The organism is Ruegeria sp. AL1 (assembly GCF_056540905.1).
In genome coordinates this window covers 275,849-291,387 of sequence record NZ_JBQFXP010000004.1, presented here as the reverse complement: position 1 = coordinate 291,387, position 15,539 = coordinate 275,849, and the positions used below count along the sequence as shown (strand labels likewise).

The window sequence follows — 15,539 nt, the reverse complement described above, 5'->3', positions numbered from 1 at the left end:
TGCGCGCCTCAATAGTCTGGTAAGAATGTCCAAATGGCTGAAAAACATGTGGGAAGAGGCTGTCCGCCCCCTGTTTCTGCGCCCCCGCCGGGTGCAGTTTGCAGCCCTGTGCACACGCGACACAGACAACGGGCCCGAGGTTTTGCTGATCACCAGCCGAGACACCGGACGCTGGATCATCCCCAAGGGTTGGCCGATGGATGGCAAGGACGGCGCCGAAACTGCCCTTCAGGAAGCCTGGGAAGAAGCAGGCGTGCGCGCCAGGCACCTGAACCACAAGGCTGTGGGCACATACACTTATGACAAACGGTTGGATGACGGCTCATCCCTGCCAGTGTTGACCAGCGTGTATCGGATCGAGGTTGATGAACTGATTGACCAATTTCCGGAAGCAGGACAGCGCACACGATGCTGGGTGACCCCGACCGAAGCCGCAGCACGTGTCGACGAACCGGAACTGAGCGCGCTGTTCCTCCGCATGTAATCCAGTTGCAACATATGTCGGGCCATACACTTGAACAGTCCGCCGCAACCCGATATCCGCGTATGTCATCCCAAGCGACCCTGAAACCCATGTCTGAAACACGAACCAATAGCCGATGGAAGGCGCTGGACAGCGACCTGCACCGCATTTCGCGCGTCGAACACGCGAATGCGTTTGTTGCGCGCCCATTGCTTGCACCCGGTATCGCACTGGCGTTTCTGGTGCTGGCGGGGCTTATGGCTGCTGTTTTGTTTGGTCAGGCCGATGGACGTCTGGTGGTCGTCGCGGCGGCCGTTTTCGGCGCTTATATGGCGATCAACGTCGGTGCCAATGATGTTGCCAACAACATGGGCCCCGCAGTCGGGGCGAAGGCTCTGCCCATGGGCGTGGCCATCGCCATAGCAGCGGTGGCCGAAGCGGCGGGTGCCTTGCTGGCGGGCGGGGATGTGGTGTCAACCATTTCGACTGAGATCATCCGTCCGGCCTCGGTCACCACCGAGGCACAATATGTCTGGGCCATGCTTGCGGCGCTGATGTCTGCCGCGCTGTGGGTCAATCTGTCGACTTGGATCCGGGCACCCGTCTCGACGACCCACTCGATCGTCGGAGGGGTTGTTGGCGCAGGGCTTGCCGCCGCCGGGTTCAGCGCGGTGAACTGGGATACGGTTGGCACAATCGCGCTCAGCTGGATGGTATCGCCGGTGGTCGGTGGCGTCATCGCCGCCGGGATTCTGGCGCTGGTCAGATCCAAGATTCAGGACCAGGATGATCGCCTTGAAGCTGCGCGGCGGTGGGTCCCAATCCTTGTTGGCGTGATGGCAGGTGCCTTTGCCGCATATATGGCCGTCAAAGGCCTCGCCCGTGTGGCACATATCGCGCCACCGACGTCGTTTATGATCGGTGCGGTCTGTGGCCTTGCCATCTGGCGGGTCACAATCCCATGGGTCCATCGCCGCACGCGCGACATGAACAACAGTCGGAAAGCGACGAAACCGCTCTTTCGGTTGCCGTTGATCGTCGCCGCAGTGTTTCTGAGTTTTGCGCATGGCGCAAATGATGTGGCGAACGCAATCGGACCATTGGCAGGGATCGTGTACGCGACCGAGTTCCACGATGTCACCGACCTGGTTGCGGTGCCGCAATGGGTGATGCTGATCGGCGCGTTCGGTATCTCTTTCGGGTTGTGCCTGTTCGGGCCGCGACTGATCCGCATGGTCGGCACGCAGATCACCAAGCTGAACCCGGTACGGGCCTATTGTGTCGCGCTTTCCACCGCAATCACCGTCATTCTGGCCAGTTGGTTCGGCCTGCCCGTCAGCACAACTCATATCGCTGTTGGAGCCGTCTTCGGGGTCGGCTTCTTTCGCGAATGGGAAACCAACCGACGCTGGAAACACCCAATCCGCCCGCGCCCGCCTGAGCGACGTTTAGCTCAGGAGGAACGCCAGCGCCGCAAACTTGTCCGGCGGTCGCATTTCATGACAGTCGTTGGCGCTTGGATCGTCACGGTCCCGGCGGCGGCGGCGATGTCAGCACTGATTTTCACACTTCTGACCGCATTTCACTAAAGGATCAGCCAGCGATCTGGTCTACCGCCACCGGCCCTGTCGGTCCCTTCAAGATCAAATCACGGACGCGCGCGCATAGGGGCGTCGGGACACCGTTCTGCGCCCCCAGACGGATAATCTCACCCTGCAGGCTGTCAATCTCGGTCGCGCGGCCCGCCATCAGGTCATAAGCCATCGAAGTCCGCGCCGTGGGATCGATCGTCAACATTTGGGCCGCAATTGCGGAAAACAGTACCGTCGGCATTCGCAGAATATGCGGAGTCATCCATGTGGGCAGCGGGGTGGTCGAGGCCACAGGGATCTCGGCCGCCCTCAGGACCGACAACGCCTCAGCCATCTGATCGGCCATCAGGCATCGCCAGGCGCGATCCATGAGTTGTTGCTTTAGTGTCAGCCCCGACAGAGCGTTCAGCGCATTGTTGAGATTGATCACCAGCTTGCCCCATTGCACCGCCTCGATCTGCTCGCTTTCGGTCACGGGCAACTCGGGCGTGCTGAGCATTCGACCCAACTCACCAGCGCCGGATTGCATCACAATTTCGCCGGACGTGGCCCGGTGGAAACTACCAGGTTCAGTGGGCACCACGTTGAACGGGATCATACCGGCACGAACGTCGTGCTCGGGCAAAGCGGCGCGCAGAATCCGGGCGTTATCCATTCCGTTTTGCCAGGACAGGATCGGGGCCGGCTGAACGTGATCCGCAATCAGTGTGCCCATTTCCGCGGTGGCGCCAGACTTGACCGTTACAATCACCATCTCGGCTCCGGCCAGACGGTCCGGGCTTTCGGCCAGAGTCAGGCCTTTGATGTGATGGCGCAGACCCGCGAAATCGGTGACCGTCAGACCCTTGGCCCGGATAGGCTCCAGCACGCGGGCGCGTCCCAGCAAGGTCACGTCATGCCCACCGCGTGCCAGCAACCCACCGCAATAGCAACCGATGCTTCCCGCGCCTGCAATGACGATCTTCATGACGACCCTCCGCTTTGGCGCGCAGGATCGCCGGGATGCGTGCCCGAGGCCAGCGTAACGTCAGGTCAGACACGCGCTAGCCTTGGGCGGGTGCGCTCCAGCTCTTCCGAGATCGGGATAAACTCCTGATCGTCGCCGGGCGGCAGATGAAAGGCGCCGTTCGCCCAGTCTGCGGTTTTCCATTCGCGGGTGGCAGTTTCGATCTTCTCCTTCGAAGAGGAGACAAAATTCCACCAGATATAGCGATCCTCGCTCAACGTTGCGCCGCCCAGCAGCATCAGACGCGCGCCTTGTGGCCCAGCCTTGACCGAGAGACGATCGCCCGGCCGGAATACCATCATGCGGCCTGCCTCAAAACTGTCGCCTGCAATCTCGACCGAGCCCTGAGTGACATAGACGCCGCGGTCCTCGTGATCGTCCGGCAGCGGGAACGCGGCACCGGGGTCAAGCTGGACGTCGAGATAGAAGGTCTCGGACAGCATCGTAACGGGGCTGGTCTCGCCATAAGCCGAACCGAGGATCAGCCGGGCACTGACGCCTTGATCGGCGATATGCGGCAGCGCGGCCTGTTTGTGGTGTTCAAAATCGGGGGCCATGTCTTCGTGCGCTTCTGGCAGGGCAATCCAGGTCTGGATGCCGAAAAGGCTGTGTTTTTGGCTGCGGGTTGCGTCACTGGTTCGTTCGGAATGGGTGACACCGCGCCCGGCGACCATCCAGTTCACCTCGCCCGGATAGATCATCTGATGGGTGCCAAGGCTGTCGCGATGCTCGAATTCGCCCTGATACAGGTAGGTCACGGTGCCCAGCCCGATATGGGGGTGCGGCCGCACGTCAATGCCGCCCTGCGTTATGAACTCGGCCGGACCCATCTGATCAAAGAAAATAAACGGGCCGACAAGCTGACGTTTGACCGACGGCAGGGCGCGGCGCACCTCGAACCCACCCAAATCGCGGGCGCGCGGAATGATCAGCGCATCAAGGGCGGGGTTTTCAGATGGGCAATCGGGGCTATGGGTGGGGTTCCAACTCATTACTGCGCTCCCTTTGTAAATGGGTTTATGTTCACAAATACAGATATAGGTCAGACTTCACGAAATCTATTCGCACAATCGCACATAAGCCGTGCGGCGTGAGTGCCGAGCCCCACTAACACTGCGCGCCAAATGCGCTGGAGGTTCGGTTCACAATTGATCTGCCGGTCTCGGAATGACAGCCAATCGTGCTATCTTTGTCGGACAGGCGTCCCGGATTGGGATATGATTTCGGCAAAGAGGTTGGCATGACACGTAATTCATACTCTCGTCGCACTTTGATGGCCGCCGGAGGCGCATTGCTGGCCACCGGCACATCCGGTCTTTTGATCCCCGCGCGGGCCAAAAGCGTGGCTCCGACACCTTCAATGCGCGGTGGGTCGAACAATTACCGGCCCGGTGCGCCGATTGTCGAACGGATCGGTGGTGGCGGTTTCTGGATGACCGGCACCGTACGGCGCGCGGGTGACGGAGCCCCCCTGCCCGGTCAGCGCATTCAGATCTGGGCGCATACGACTGAAGGGCACGAACGCGACCAGCGCAGCCACGGGGCGACACTGACCGATGCCAATGGAGAATTCCGGCTTGAAATGCCGCAGATCGTACCCGCCTTTGGGCAGGCACATGGGCATCTGGCCTATGACAGCGGAGCATTCGAAACAGTGTTCCTGCGTCCCGTCATGGCGAGTTCAAAAGACAAGACGCTGGCCGCCCATTTCGTGCTGCAGCCTGCCTGATATTCCGTGCTACGATCCGTGATCCCATGGACGGCGCTGGCCGTCGCAATCGTCGTGCCGGTTATCGCGGCGGCGTTCAGCCCCCTGTTGGCGTGGCGGCAGCCGGTTTACATCGTTGCGGGTTTCTCGGGGATCATAGCCATGTGTCTGTTGTTGATGCAGCCGCTGCTGGCCGGTCGGTGGTTGCCCGGCCTGTCGCCCGTGGCCAGTCGTCTATGGCACCGGTGGTGCGGGATCGCGCTGGCGGTGGCCATCGTGGTGCATGTGGCGGGACTGTGGGTCACCAGCCCGCCGGATGTAGTGGACGCCTTGCTGTTCGTCTCACCCACCCCGTTTTCTGTTTGGGGCGTGACGGCCATGTGGGCAGCGTTTGCGGCGGCCTTACTGGGGTTATACCGGCAAAGGCTGGGGGTGCCGTTCCGGGTGTGGCGACTGGGTCATACAGCGCTGGCGGTCGTGACGATCACAGGCAGCGTCGTGCACGCATTGCTAATAGAGGGCACGATGGAGATCATGTCCAAGATTGCCCTTTGCGCGCTGGTTATGTTGGCGAGCGCCGCGACGCTCGCCAGACTGCGGGTTTGGCAAATCAGGCGTTAAACGCCCAGACACCAACGCATCACTGCCTTTTGCGCGTGCAGACGATTTTCCGCTTCATCGAAGATCACCGAGTTCGGTCCATCCATGACCTCGGACGTGGCCTCTTCTTCGCGATGCGCGGGCAGGCAATGCATAAACAGCGCGTCCGGTTTGGCATGGGACATGAGTTCGGCGTTGACTTGGTAGGGACGCAGCATGTTGTGACGGCGTTCCTTGGCGGACTGGCTGTCATGCATTGAAACCCATGTATCCGCGACGACCAGATCGGCCCCCTCGACGGCTTTGAATGGGTCGCGCTCGACGGTGATGGTCGAGCCTTTTTGGCGGGCGAAGCCCATGAATTCTTCCTCGGGGTCCAGTTGCGCCGGGCCGGTGAAGGTCAGGTCAAAGCCGAACTGGCCCGCGGCGTGCAGGAACGAGGCGCAGACGTTGTTACCGTCACCGGTCCAGACCACTTTTTTACCCGCGATGGGGCCGCGATGTTCTTCAAAGGTTTGGACGTCGGCCATGATTTGGCAGGGATGGGTGCGGTCGGTCAGACCGTTGATGACAGGCACGTCCGAGTATTCAGCCATCTCGGTCAGGATGGTTTCATCGAAGGTGCGGATCATGATCATGTCAACATAGCGTGACAGCACGCGGGCGGTGTCCGCAATCGTCTCGCCGTGGCCCAGTTGCATGTCCTTGCCCGACAGAACCATGGTTTCGCCTCCCATCTGGCGCACGCCGACGTCGAAGGAAACGCGGGTCCGGGTCGAGGGTTTTTCGAAGATCAGCGCCACCATGCGGCCTGCCAGTGGCTGCTCGTCGTCCGGGGCAGCTTTGGGGCGGCCAAGGCGCGCCTGTTTCATGGAACTGGCCTGGTCGATCATGGCCCTCAGAGCGGTGGCGTCGGTTTTGTGGATATCAAGGAAATGGTTCATATCATGTCGCTTTTGGCTGTCGATGGCCGGGGGCTCTGCCCCCGGACCCCCGAGGTATTTTTGAACAGAAGAAGGGTTAGGCGGTGGCGAGTTGCCCTTCGACCTGGGTTGCGGCTTTGTCGAGGCGGATCAGGGCTTGAACGATGTCGTCCTCGGTCAGCGTCAGGGGTGGCAGCAGGCGGATCACGTTGTCGGCGGCGGGGACGGTGATGACCTCGTTATCGTAGCCCGCGTTGACCACGTCGATATTGACGGGCTTGCATTTCAGGCCGAGCATCAGGCCCGCGCCACGCACCTCTTCGAACACATCGGGGTGGTCGGCGATCAGGCCTTCGAGTTTCTGGCGCAGCAAGCCCGCCTTGCGGTTGACCCCTTCGAGGAAGGCAGGTGTGGCGACCTGATCAAGCACCGCGCAGCCTACCGCGCAACCCAGCGGGTTGCCGCCATAGGTCGAGCCGTGGGTGCCCGCGGTCATGCCCGAGGCGGCCTCTTCGGTGGCCAGCACCGCGCCCAGCGGGAAGCCGCCGCCGATGCCCTTGGCGACCATCATGATGTCGGGTGTGATGCCTGCCCATTCATGGGCAAACAGCTTGCCGGTGCGGCCGACGCCGCATTGCACCTCATCAAGGATCAGAAGCAGGCCGTGTTCATCGCAGATCTGGCGCAGGGCTTTGAGTTCAGCGTCAGGGACGGGGCGGATGCCGCCTTCGCCCTGCACCGGCTCTATCAGGATGGCCGCCGTTTGGTCGGTGATGGCGTTGGTGACGCCGTCGAGGTCTCCGAATGTCAGGTGCACGAAGCCCGGTAGCAGCGGGCCGAAACCTTTGGTCATTTTCTCGGACCCGGCGGCGGCGATGCCTGCGGACGAGCGGCCATGGAAGGAGCCGTCGAAGGTGATGATTTCGACCCGTTCGGGCTGGCCTTTGTCATAGAAATATTTACGGGCCATTTTCACAGCCAGTTCGCAGGACTCGGTGCCTGAATTGGTGAAGAACACCGTGTCGGCGAAAGTGTGTTCCACCAGCTTGTCGGCCAGCGCCTGTTGCTGCGGGATGTGGTAGAGGTTCGAGACATGCCACAACGCATGCGCCTGTTCGGTCAGCGCCGCGACCAGTGCCGGGTGCGCGTGGCCAAGCGCGTTCACCGCGATCCCTGCGCCGAGGTCCAGAAAACGTCGGCCATCCGCCTCGGTCAGCCAGGCGCCTTCGCCCTTCACGAAAGTCAGGGGCGCGCGGTTATAAGTCGGCAGAACGGACGGGATCATCGGATCATCCTTTTTCGTAGCTTGAGCCCAAGTGAGTGAAACACCGGTGCCGGGTTCGTCAACTGATTTGGTGGAGAATGCGCGGATTTCATCAGCGCAATAGATCAAACGGGCCGGTTACGCGGTCAGGCGTCGGCGTCGGAGGCGCAGGATATGTGCATGTTTGATCATGCGGGCCGTATAGCCGGGTGTGGACGTTCTGGGAACCCTGTTTTTCAAAGGCGGATAAAAAATCATTCTGAGACCGGGATTTGCCGCTTGCCATTTGGACCGCGCTGACGCACGGGTGAGCCATGACCCCGATCCGCCAGAACCCTGCCCTTGCAGCCCTTTTGATCCTTGCTGCCAGCGCGTTGCTGGCCGGGACGACCCTGCTGGCCAAGGCGCTGGGGACGGATATACTGGGCCCCGCCCTGCATCCGATGCAGATCAGCCACGGGCGGTTTCTGTTTGCCTTTGTGGTGATCGTGACGGCGGTGGGCATCCTTCGCCCACGCCTCAGCCGCCCGCATTGGGGACTTCACATCGGGCGGACGAGCTTTGGCTGGCTGGGAATTACACTGATGTTTGCCTCGGTCGCGTTCATCCCCATAGCAGATGCAACGGCGATCTCGTTCCTGAACCCCGTTTTTGCAATGGTGCTGGCGATCCCACTGCTTAAAGAAGGCGTCGGCCCGTGGCGCTGGCTGGCCGCCATCGTGGCGCTGATCGGCGCGCTGGTTCTGTTGCGTCCAACGCCTGCCAGCTTTCAGCCTGCAGCGCTGTTGGCGTTGACAGCGGCGGCCGTGATCGGGATGGAGTTGATCTTCATTAAGAAACTCGCGGGTCGGGAAATTCCAATCCAGATATTACTTATTAACAATGCTATGGGCCTGACCATTGCCTCGGTCGCGGTCAGCTTCGTGTTCCAGGTTCCGACACCCCAACAATGGGCGGCTTTGGCGGGGATCGGCGTTTTGATGGCATGCGCGCAGGCGTGTTTCGTCAACGGTATGGCCCGGGCAGATGCATCATTCGTGGCACCGATCAGTTATGCCACACTGGTCTTCGCAGCTTTCTACGACTTCGCGGTTTTCCATGTCATCCCCGATGGCGTCAGCATGATTGGCTCTGCCATCATCCTGACCGGAGGATTGATTCTTGTCTGGCGCGAGGCGCGGCAACGTCAGGCCTTGAGGCGATAGCCTGTTCGCAACATCTGCCAGGTCAATGCGCCCAATAGAAATGTTCCCCCCGCGCATACCAACATGCCCAGCCAGGGAGAGCTGTCCGAGACACCGATCATGCCATAGCGCAGCCCATCGATCAGATAGAACACAGGGTTCAGGTGGCTAAGACGGTTCAGCAATGGTGGCAGGGCCTCGACCGAGTAAAATGTGCCCGACAGGAACGACAACGGGATGACGATAAAATTGGTGATCGCTGCCATTTGGTCGAATTTGTTGGCGTAAATCCCGGCCAGCAACCCCAATGCGCCCATGAAGGCTCCGCCGAGGGTCACGAAGATCAACGCAACAAACGGGTGCTGTGGGACGATGCCCAGAACCAGTGCAAGTGCGATCATCACGGCCAGCGCGATGAAGACGCCGCGGATTACGCCTCCGGCCAGATAGCCCAGAAGAATTTCCAGCGGCGACAAGGGCGGCATCAGTGTATCAACAATATTGCCCTGCACCTTGGCCACCACCATCGACGACGACGTATTGGCAAAGGCGTTCTGGATCACGGTCATCATCATGATCCCTGGGGCCAGAAATGTCAGGAATGGCACGCCCATCACATCTGCCCGACTGGGGCCTATGGCGATGTTGAAGATCAAAAGGAACAGGCCCGCAGTGACCAGAGGGGCCAGCAAAGTTTGCGTCCAGACCGCCATGAAGCGCTGCGTCTCGCGCTGCGCCAGCGTGTAAAGGCCCATCCAGTTGACCGCGCCGAACCGGCGCGCGTTCTCATCCATAAGATTCTGCATGATCTGCCCTATAACTGATTCGATGACCGCTTGTAACTCGGCCCGCAGTGATTAGAATAGGACGCTGAGACGAATTCCCAAGGCGGCCCGAATCCGGGGCCGCTTTCCGCTTTTGAAAGGCAAATGATGTCCTGGACTGACGAGCGTGTAGAGCTGCTGAAAAAGATGTGGGGCGAGGGCCAGTCGGCCAGCCAGATCGCCAAGGAACTGGGCGGCGTGACCCGCAACGCGGTGATCGGTAAGGTCCACCGTCTGGGCCTGTCGAACCGCGCCACCGGTGCCGCACCGGCCAAGGCCGAGCCCAAGGAAAAACCGGCCCCCGCTGCCCCCAAGGCCGAGGCCAAGCCAAAACCCACGCCCAAGACCGAACCGGCGCGCCCGGCCCCTGCGCCCGAGGCGAAACCGTCTGTTCCCGCCCGCCGTCAGATCATCCCCGCCGGTCAGCCACTGCCACCGCAGCCCTCGGCCAACGAGATCAGCCCCGAGGCGCTGGCCAAGGTCAACGAGGTTGAGAAGAAGGCCAAAAAGCTGACGCTGATGGAACTGACCGAGAAGACCTGCAAATGGCCCGTCGGCGACCCCGCGACCGAGGATTTCTGGTTCTGCGGCCTGCCGGTTGAAGCGGGCAAACCGTACTGCGAAGCGCATGTGGGCGTGGCGTTCCAGCCGATGAGCTCGCGCAGGGATCGTCGGCGGTAAAAGTTAGCTACGCACGCCGTTATTTACGGCATGACATTTTTCTTGTCTTAACCGCTTACCCGTCGCAAGACAGGTGGGCGGAAATTTTTGACCCGAGAGATTCTTTCATTCAGCCCAACCTGAAATACAAGGTCCTGTTCTGTGCCTATGGTGTGTTGATCTTTGCTGCCTACGTACAGCCCATAGATCCGTATCTTTTTGAAGCCGACACGGACAAGAAAACCCTGTTATTATTCTTTCAAGGCCTACTTTTATCCTTGTGGCTCGTTCCCGCAATACCCGCATTCATTGGCGGCCTCGCCTTTCTGGGAATATGGCCGATCCCGCGACTTCTAGCAGGTTTCTTGGGATTTCTGTCGGTCGTGGTTGGTCTACTTCTAACGTTGCTCCATGGTTCACTTTCACTGTTTTCAAAAACTGAGCAGGTGCATGGGGTGACCCTTACAATTGCGGTTGCATCCAGCTTTCTCATTTGGTCAGGCCGTGATGGCAAGCCACAGCCCTCATGGATAGCAAAATCTGGGATTTCGATCGCAACGCTGACCGCGTTTTGGTCGCTGCTGACAATTCCGGTGGTTCTTTTTCAGGCCCGCTTGACCGCGGATGGCAATCCATATTGCATCGCCAAACATGTAGAAAATACTCCGATAGAAACCCTGCACGAACTACGTGGATTCTCTTTCTACACCACGGCAACAGGCTATAAATCCACGTCGGAATGGTACTTTCACGGTCTGATGATCGTCGATCACCCTGATGAGCAGCGCATCTATAACTGGTCTCCAAGAAGATGGAGGTTCGATCTGGTTGAACGCCCAGATGCATTGATCATACCTGTCCGCGAGGTCTGCGTTCCAAACTGACCCCTACTGCGCCGGATGCGACGGCAAATCCGGCATCAGCACCCACCCCGGCAGTTCATCCGGCGAAACCGAGACATGCAGACGCTCGGACCTGTCCCGCCCGACCTTCCGGTGCTTGCGCAGCAGGAAAATCTTGCCCCAACCGCGCCAGGTGCCGACCGAGGGGCCAGTGGTCGCGGTCGGGAAACGGTCGCGCCAGCCTTCGGGCAGGGGCAAACCGTGCATCTCGGCCTTGTCCAGCATCCAGATCAGGGAGATGTTGCTGAGAGGGCGGGCCTCTTCGAACCCGTTCAATTGGCCCCCGACATCGCCGTGAGTGCCCCGGAACCAGACCTGTTCCACATGGCCGTTAAAGCCGGGGGTACATTTCCACAGCACCGGCTCGAACACCTCGCGGGTCTCGTCCAGTGCCATGGCGTGATAGCCATGGCGGGTGGCGGGGCCAAGCTGGTGGTTGTGGAAGGCGTGGCGTTCCTCGGCCCAGCGCCACAGCAGCGGCAGGCGCAGGCCCAGCGCTTTGACCGTATCCCAAACGCCGACCATCTCGATGGCAACATCTTCGTGGCAGAACTGCCTGCGAAACGCGGCGGCTGCAGAGCCGCTGGCGTTGCATTCGTAATGGCGATAGGCCTGCTGAATATTGCGTTCCGTCGCATGTTCGGCCTTGAGCAGGCCAATGGCGTCGATCACACCGGCCAGGCTGCGCACACCGTAAGCCCCGCGCGAATATCCTATGAAAAAGATGCGATCACCGGGTTTGTAGCGCGAAGCGAGATAGCCATAGGCACGGCGGATCTGCCGGTTGATCCCCCGCCCCATCATCACGTCCAGAGAGGACTTCCAGCTCTCCCACTGCACCCCGGCCTCGTAGAAGACCGAGACCTTGCTGCCCATCTCGCAGCATAGGCGAAAAGTCTGACCCGCATGGGTCTCGAACCCCTGCTCAAGCGTCGACATAGTGCCGTCGAGGATAATCACATGGCTGATCGGTTCGCGATGGCGCGACTCGGCCGAGTGCTCGGACCGTAAAGGCCGCCCGAGCCATCCCAGTACCTTTCTACTCAGCCGCGACAGAACCATGTGTCAGCAATTCCCATACTTTAAGGGGTGTGAACGGCATATCCGCCTGCCGCACCCCGTGATCCCAGAGCGCATCCTGAACCGCATTTGCCACAGCGGCCAGCGCGCCCACGGTGCCTGCCTCGCCACATCCTTTCATCCCCATCAGGTTGGACGTTGACGGAACCGGCGCCGAGGTAAACTTAATCATGGGTATCCCGGCGGCACGGGGCAAGGCGTAGTCCATCAACGAAGCCGTGAGCAGTTGCCCGCTGGAATCATGCACCACATGCTCGGACAAGGCCTGTCCGATCCCTTGCACAACTCCGCCATGCACCTGCCCTTCGGCCAGCATCGGGTTGATAAGGTTACCAAAATCATCGACCACTGTATAGCGCTCCACCCAAGTTTCACCGGTGTAAGAATCTATAACGATTTCGGCAACATGCGCGCCATTGGGATAACTGCGCGCATCAAGGTTGGCGCGCGCCTCATGGCGCAGCAGGTCGGTGCGGCCATCGGCGCGGGCCATGTCTGCGGCCTCGGTCAGCGTGGGTGTCAGGTTCGATCCCGGCGCACGGAAGGTCTCATGATCAAAACGCACGTCCTCCTCCTCGACGCCCATCTTATCGGCCAGATAGGGCGTGAATGCGGCAATCATCACGTCGATTGTGGCCAGAGTGGCCGTGCTTTGCACCGTAACGGACCGGGACCCGCCGGTGCCGCCGCCGTGGGACAGACGGTCGGTATCGCCCTGCACTACGGCGATCCGATCCACCGGAACCCCGGTCTGATCCGACAGGAACTGGGCATAGACCGTCTCATGCCCCTGCCCGTTCGATTGCGTGCCGACATAGAGGTTGACGGTGCCATCGTCGCAAAACTCGATCTTGGCGTTCTCAGACGGGTCGCCCAGAATGCTTTCCACATAATAACACAGGCCCTGCCCCCGGATCAGACCGCGTTCGGCATCAGCTGCTTTGCGCGCGGCAAACCCGCTGGTCTGTTCAGCCGCACGGCTCAGCACCATGTCGAACTCGCCCACATCATATGTTTCACCTGTGGCGGTTTTGTAGGGGAACGCCTCGGGTTTGATGAAGTTCCGGCGGCGCAGCTCCCACGGATCGACGCCCAGCTCGCGCGCCGCCCGATCCATGACACGTTCAAGGACATAGATCGCCTCGGGGCGGCCCGCGCCACGATAAGCGTCGAGCTGTGTGGTGTTGGTAAAAAACCCCTCAACCCGCAGATAGGTGGTTTGGACGTCATAAACGCCCATCAGCACCTTGCTGAACAGGCTGGTCTGGATCGCCTGCCCGAAATGACTGCTATAGGCCCCGAGGTTTACCTTGCTGTGCACCCGGTAGGCGGTGATCCTGTTGGTTTCGTCAAAGGCCAGTTCCGCCAGCGAGGTCAGATCGCGGCCATGGTGATCGGACAGCATCGCCTCGGACCGGTCGGACATCCAGTGTACGGTCCGGCCAAGTTTCATGGCGGCAACCGAGACACAGAAATATTCGGGGTAAGGCATGACCTTCATGCCAAAGCCGCCCCCAACATCTGGGGTCGTAACACGGATAGCCTCGGCCTCAAGCTTCAGCTTCTGCGCCAACTGCGCGCGCATGGCCCAGACACCCTGCCCGCCATAGGCAAAGTGCAACCGTCCATCGACCCAGCTGGCCTGACAGCCGCGCGGTTCAATCGAGGTGATGATCACGCGGTTGTCTACAACATTCAGCGACACCGTGCGGGCCGCCGCGCGGAACGCAGCCTCGGTCGCGGCTTCATCGCCCAAGCCCCAGTCAAAGGCGCGGTTGTCCGGGGCTTCTGGATGAAGCTGCGGACCGCCCGCCTGAATATCCAGCTTTGCGGGCAATTCGTCGATCTCGGCCCAGATCAGCTCGGCTGCGTCACGGGCCTGATTGAGGGTGTCGGCGATGACAACGGCAATCGGTTCTCCGACAAAGCGGACGCGCTCCGCAGCCAGCACATGCCTTTCGGTTTGGATGACATCCGAGCCATCGCGGTTCGGCACCGTAGCCGCGTTCATCACAGTGTCGATCCCGGCGGCCTTCAGGTCATCCAACACCATCACCAGATGTACCCCGTCAGCCGCCCGCGCCTCGTTCAGATCCAGCGCGGTGATCTTGCCATGCGCCACCTGACTGCGGACAAACACCGCATGCAGAGCTCCGTCAGGCACCGCGTCGTCCATGTACTGTCCCTGCCCGGTCAGAAATCGCAGGTCTTCGGTGCGCGTGACGGACTGGCTTTTACCGAACTTTTCCATGGGGGACCCTCTAATTGCCTACCGGCGCGACACTAGCCCCATGCGAAGTGATGTCCAGAGGCCCGCACATCTGCGTGAGACAATCCGAATGTCGCAATTGGCAAAGCAGAACGTATGTGCCGATTTCAAGATTGGGATAACACTCAGTTCATGGGAGGTATCATGACCGTTTCACTCACCCTGACGGATGGTCGTTTGGACAGAAATTCTGTGACTGCGTATTGGAATGACGGATACGTTTTTCCGATACCCGTATTCACCCCCGAAGAAACAAAGCTGTTCCGGCAAGAGCTGGAAGACATCGAACAAAACTGGCGTGAAGCAGAGCTTCCTTTGCCAATCAATACCTACAAGCGGGTCAATGCACATGTCGTGATACCACTGGCTGCGCGCATCGCAATGGACCCCCGTGTGTTGGACGTCGTTGAGGGTGTACTGGGACCCGACCTTCTGATCTGGTCCGCCGAGTTTTTCATCAAAGAGCCGCATACAACCCAGATCGTCGGAATGCATCAGGACCTGACTTATTGGGGAATGGGAGAGACGCCGGATCAACTGACAGCCTGGATCGCGCTGTCGCCGGCCACGGTCGAAAGCGGATGCATGGATTTTGTAAAAGGCAGTCACAGGAATCCGATCCTGCCGCATAACGATACGTTTTCCGAAAACAACTTGCTTTCGCGGGGTCAGGAGATCGCGGTGGATGTGGCGGAGGCAGACAAAACACATATAGAACTACAGCCGGGTCAGATGTCCCTGCATCATGGCCTGACAATTCATGGCTCGGGCCCCAACACGTCAGGCGATCGTCGGGTCGGTCTGGCCATTCGCTATTTGAACCCGAATGTGCAGCAACACGTGGCTGACCGTGACTATGCCATTCTTGCGCGTGGCGAAGACAAGGTCGGGAATTTCATCCACATACCAGCCCCGGCCGAGTTGTTTTCGCCCGCGGCGCTGGACCTTTATGCCCGCATTCGCGCCGATCAGGCCAAAGCGCTGGCCCAGGGTGCGGCCGAGAAACTGCATCTGTACTCTGCAGCAACCACTGCGCGTTAAGACTGTCGGAATGTAACCCGATG

The 15,539-nt window shown here is 60.2% G+C and carries 15 protein-coding genes; 8 read left to right on the top strand and 7 right to left on the bottom strand.

The features are described 5' to 3' along the window. Nucleotides 1-25 precede the first annotated feature (25 nt). A complete protein-coding gene (locus tag ACRZ9X_RS08720; RefSeq protein ID WP_480517829.1) occupies nt 26-484 on the top strand; it encodes an NUDIX hydrolase in 459 nt (152 codons plus the stop codon). Nucleotides 485-573: 89 nt separating this feature from the next. Beyond that, nucleotides 574-2,052 carry an inorganic phosphate transporter gene (locus tag ACRZ9X_RS08715; RefSeq protein WP_480517827.1) on the top strand — a complete coding sequence of 493 codons (1,479 nt, stop codon included), beginning with the start codon at nt 574-576 and terminating at the stop codon, nt 2,050-2,052. A gap of 4 nt (nt 2,053-2,056) precedes the next feature. Here ACRZ9X_RS08715 and ACRZ9X_RS08710 read toward each other — a convergent pair whose 3' ends face one another. Together ACRZ9X_RS08710 and ACRZ9X_RS08705 are read right to left on the bottom strand one after the other, a co-directional pair. Further along, on the bottom strand, nt 2,057-3,022 hold the full coding sequence (locus ACRZ9X_RS08710) for a 2-dehydropantoate 2-reductase (protein WP_480517825.1): 966 nt from the start codon (nt 3,020-3,022) through the stop codon (nt 2,057-2,059). A 65-nt stretch (nt 3,023-3,087) separates the two neighbouring features. Next, nucleotides 3,088-4,053: a pirin family protein gene (locus ACRZ9X_RS08705; RefSeq protein ID WP_480517823.1), complete on the bottom strand. Its 966-nt coding sequence runs from the start codon at nt 4,051-4,053 to the stop codon at nt 3,088-3,090. Between the two features lie 248 nt (nt 4,054-4,301). Between ACRZ9X_RS08705 and ACRZ9X_RS08700 the strand changes: the two genes are divergently transcribed. Both ACRZ9X_RS08700 and ACRZ9X_RS08695 read left to right on the top strand, forming a co-directional pair. Beyond that, nucleotides 4,302-4,790, top strand: coding sequence for a twin-arginine translocation pathway signal (locus tag ACRZ9X_RS08700; RefSeq protein WP_480517821.1), 489 nt, complete (start codon nt 4,302-4,304; stop codon nt 4,788-4,790). A 6-nt stretch (nt 4,791-4,796) separates the two neighbouring features. After that, nucleotides 4,797-5,390, top strand: coding sequence for a ferric reductase-like transmembrane domain-containing protein (locus ACRZ9X_RS08695; RefSeq protein WP_480517819.1), 594 nt, complete (start codon nt 4,797-4,799; stop codon nt 5,388-5,390). Here the strand turns inward: ACRZ9X_RS08695 and argF are convergent. Then, the gene (gene argF, locus ACRZ9X_RS08690) at nt 5,387-6,313 is read right to left on the bottom strand and encodes an ornithine carbamoyltransferase (RefSeq protein WP_480517817.1); all 927 of its coding nucleotides are present in this window, start codon (nt 6,311-6,313) and stop codon (nt 5,387-5,389) included. The genes ACRZ9X_RS08695 and argF overlap by 4 nt on opposite strands. Nucleotides 6,314-6,389: 76 nt before the next feature. After that, nucleotides 6,390-7,577, bottom strand: coding sequence for an acetylornithine transaminase (locus ACRZ9X_RS08685; RefSeq protein ID WP_480517815.1), 1,188 nt, complete (start codon nt 7,575-7,577; stop codon nt 6,390-6,392). A gap of 293 nt (nt 7,578-7,870) precedes the next feature. On the opposite strand from ACRZ9X_RS08685, the gene ACRZ9X_RS08680 reads away from it, so the two are divergent. Beyond that, a complete protein-coding gene (locus ACRZ9X_RS08680) occupies nt 7,871-8,761 on the top strand; it encodes a DMT family transporter (RefSeq protein ID WP_480517813.1) in 891 nt (296 codons plus the stop codon). Here the strand turns inward: ACRZ9X_RS08680 and ACRZ9X_RS08675 are convergent. Beyond that, a complete protein-coding gene (locus ACRZ9X_RS08675; RefSeq protein ID WP_480517811.1) occupies nt 8,743-9,546 on the bottom strand; it encodes an ABC transporter permease in 804 nt (267 codons plus the stop codon). The genes ACRZ9X_RS08680 and ACRZ9X_RS08675 overlap by 19 nt on opposite strands. A 126-nt stretch (nt 9,547-9,672) precedes the next feature. On the opposite strand from ACRZ9X_RS08675, the gene ACRZ9X_RS08670 reads away from it, so the two are divergent. Together ACRZ9X_RS08670 and ACRZ9X_RS08665 are read left to right on the top strand one after the other, a co-directional pair. Then, entirely contained in the window at nt 9,673-10,245 is a 573-nt protein-coding gene (locus ACRZ9X_RS08670; RefSeq protein WP_480517809.1) for a GcrA family cell cycle regulator, read from the top strand. Between the two features lie 152 nt (nt 10,246-10,397). Next, nucleotides 10,398-11,108, top strand: a complete 711-nt coding sequence (locus ACRZ9X_RS08665; RefSeq protein ID WP_480517807.1) for a hypothetical protein — start codon at nt 10,398-10,400, stop codon at nt 11,106-11,108. A 3-nt stretch (nt 11,109-11,111) separates the two neighbouring features. Here the strand turns inward: ACRZ9X_RS08665 and ACRZ9X_RS08660 are convergent, their stop codons facing one another. Both ACRZ9X_RS08660 and ACRZ9X_RS08655 read right to left on the bottom strand, forming a co-directional pair. Further along, nucleotides 11,112-12,188, bottom strand: a complete 1,077-nt coding sequence (locus ACRZ9X_RS08660) for a DUF2235 domain-containing protein (protein ID WP_480517805.1) — start codon at nt 12,186-12,188, stop codon at nt 11,112-11,114. After that, complete coding sequence (locus ACRZ9X_RS08655; RefSeq protein WP_480517803.1) at nt 12,166-14,457, bottom strand: xanthine dehydrogenase family protein molybdopterin-binding subunit; 2,292 nt, start codon at nt 14,455-14,457, stop codon at nt 12,166-12,168. Before ACRZ9X_RS08655 ends, ACRZ9X_RS08660 begins: the two co-directional genes overlap by 23 nt. A 162-nt stretch (nt 14,458-14,619) precedes the next feature. Here ACRZ9X_RS08655 and ACRZ9X_RS08650 point away from each other — a divergent pair, with 162 nt between their 5' ends. Next, entirely contained in the window at nt 14,620-15,516 is an 897-nt protein-coding gene (locus ACRZ9X_RS08650) for a phytanoyl-CoA dioxygenase family protein (RefSeq protein ID WP_480517801.1), read from the top strand. Nucleotides 15,517-15,539: the final 23 nt, after the last annotated feature.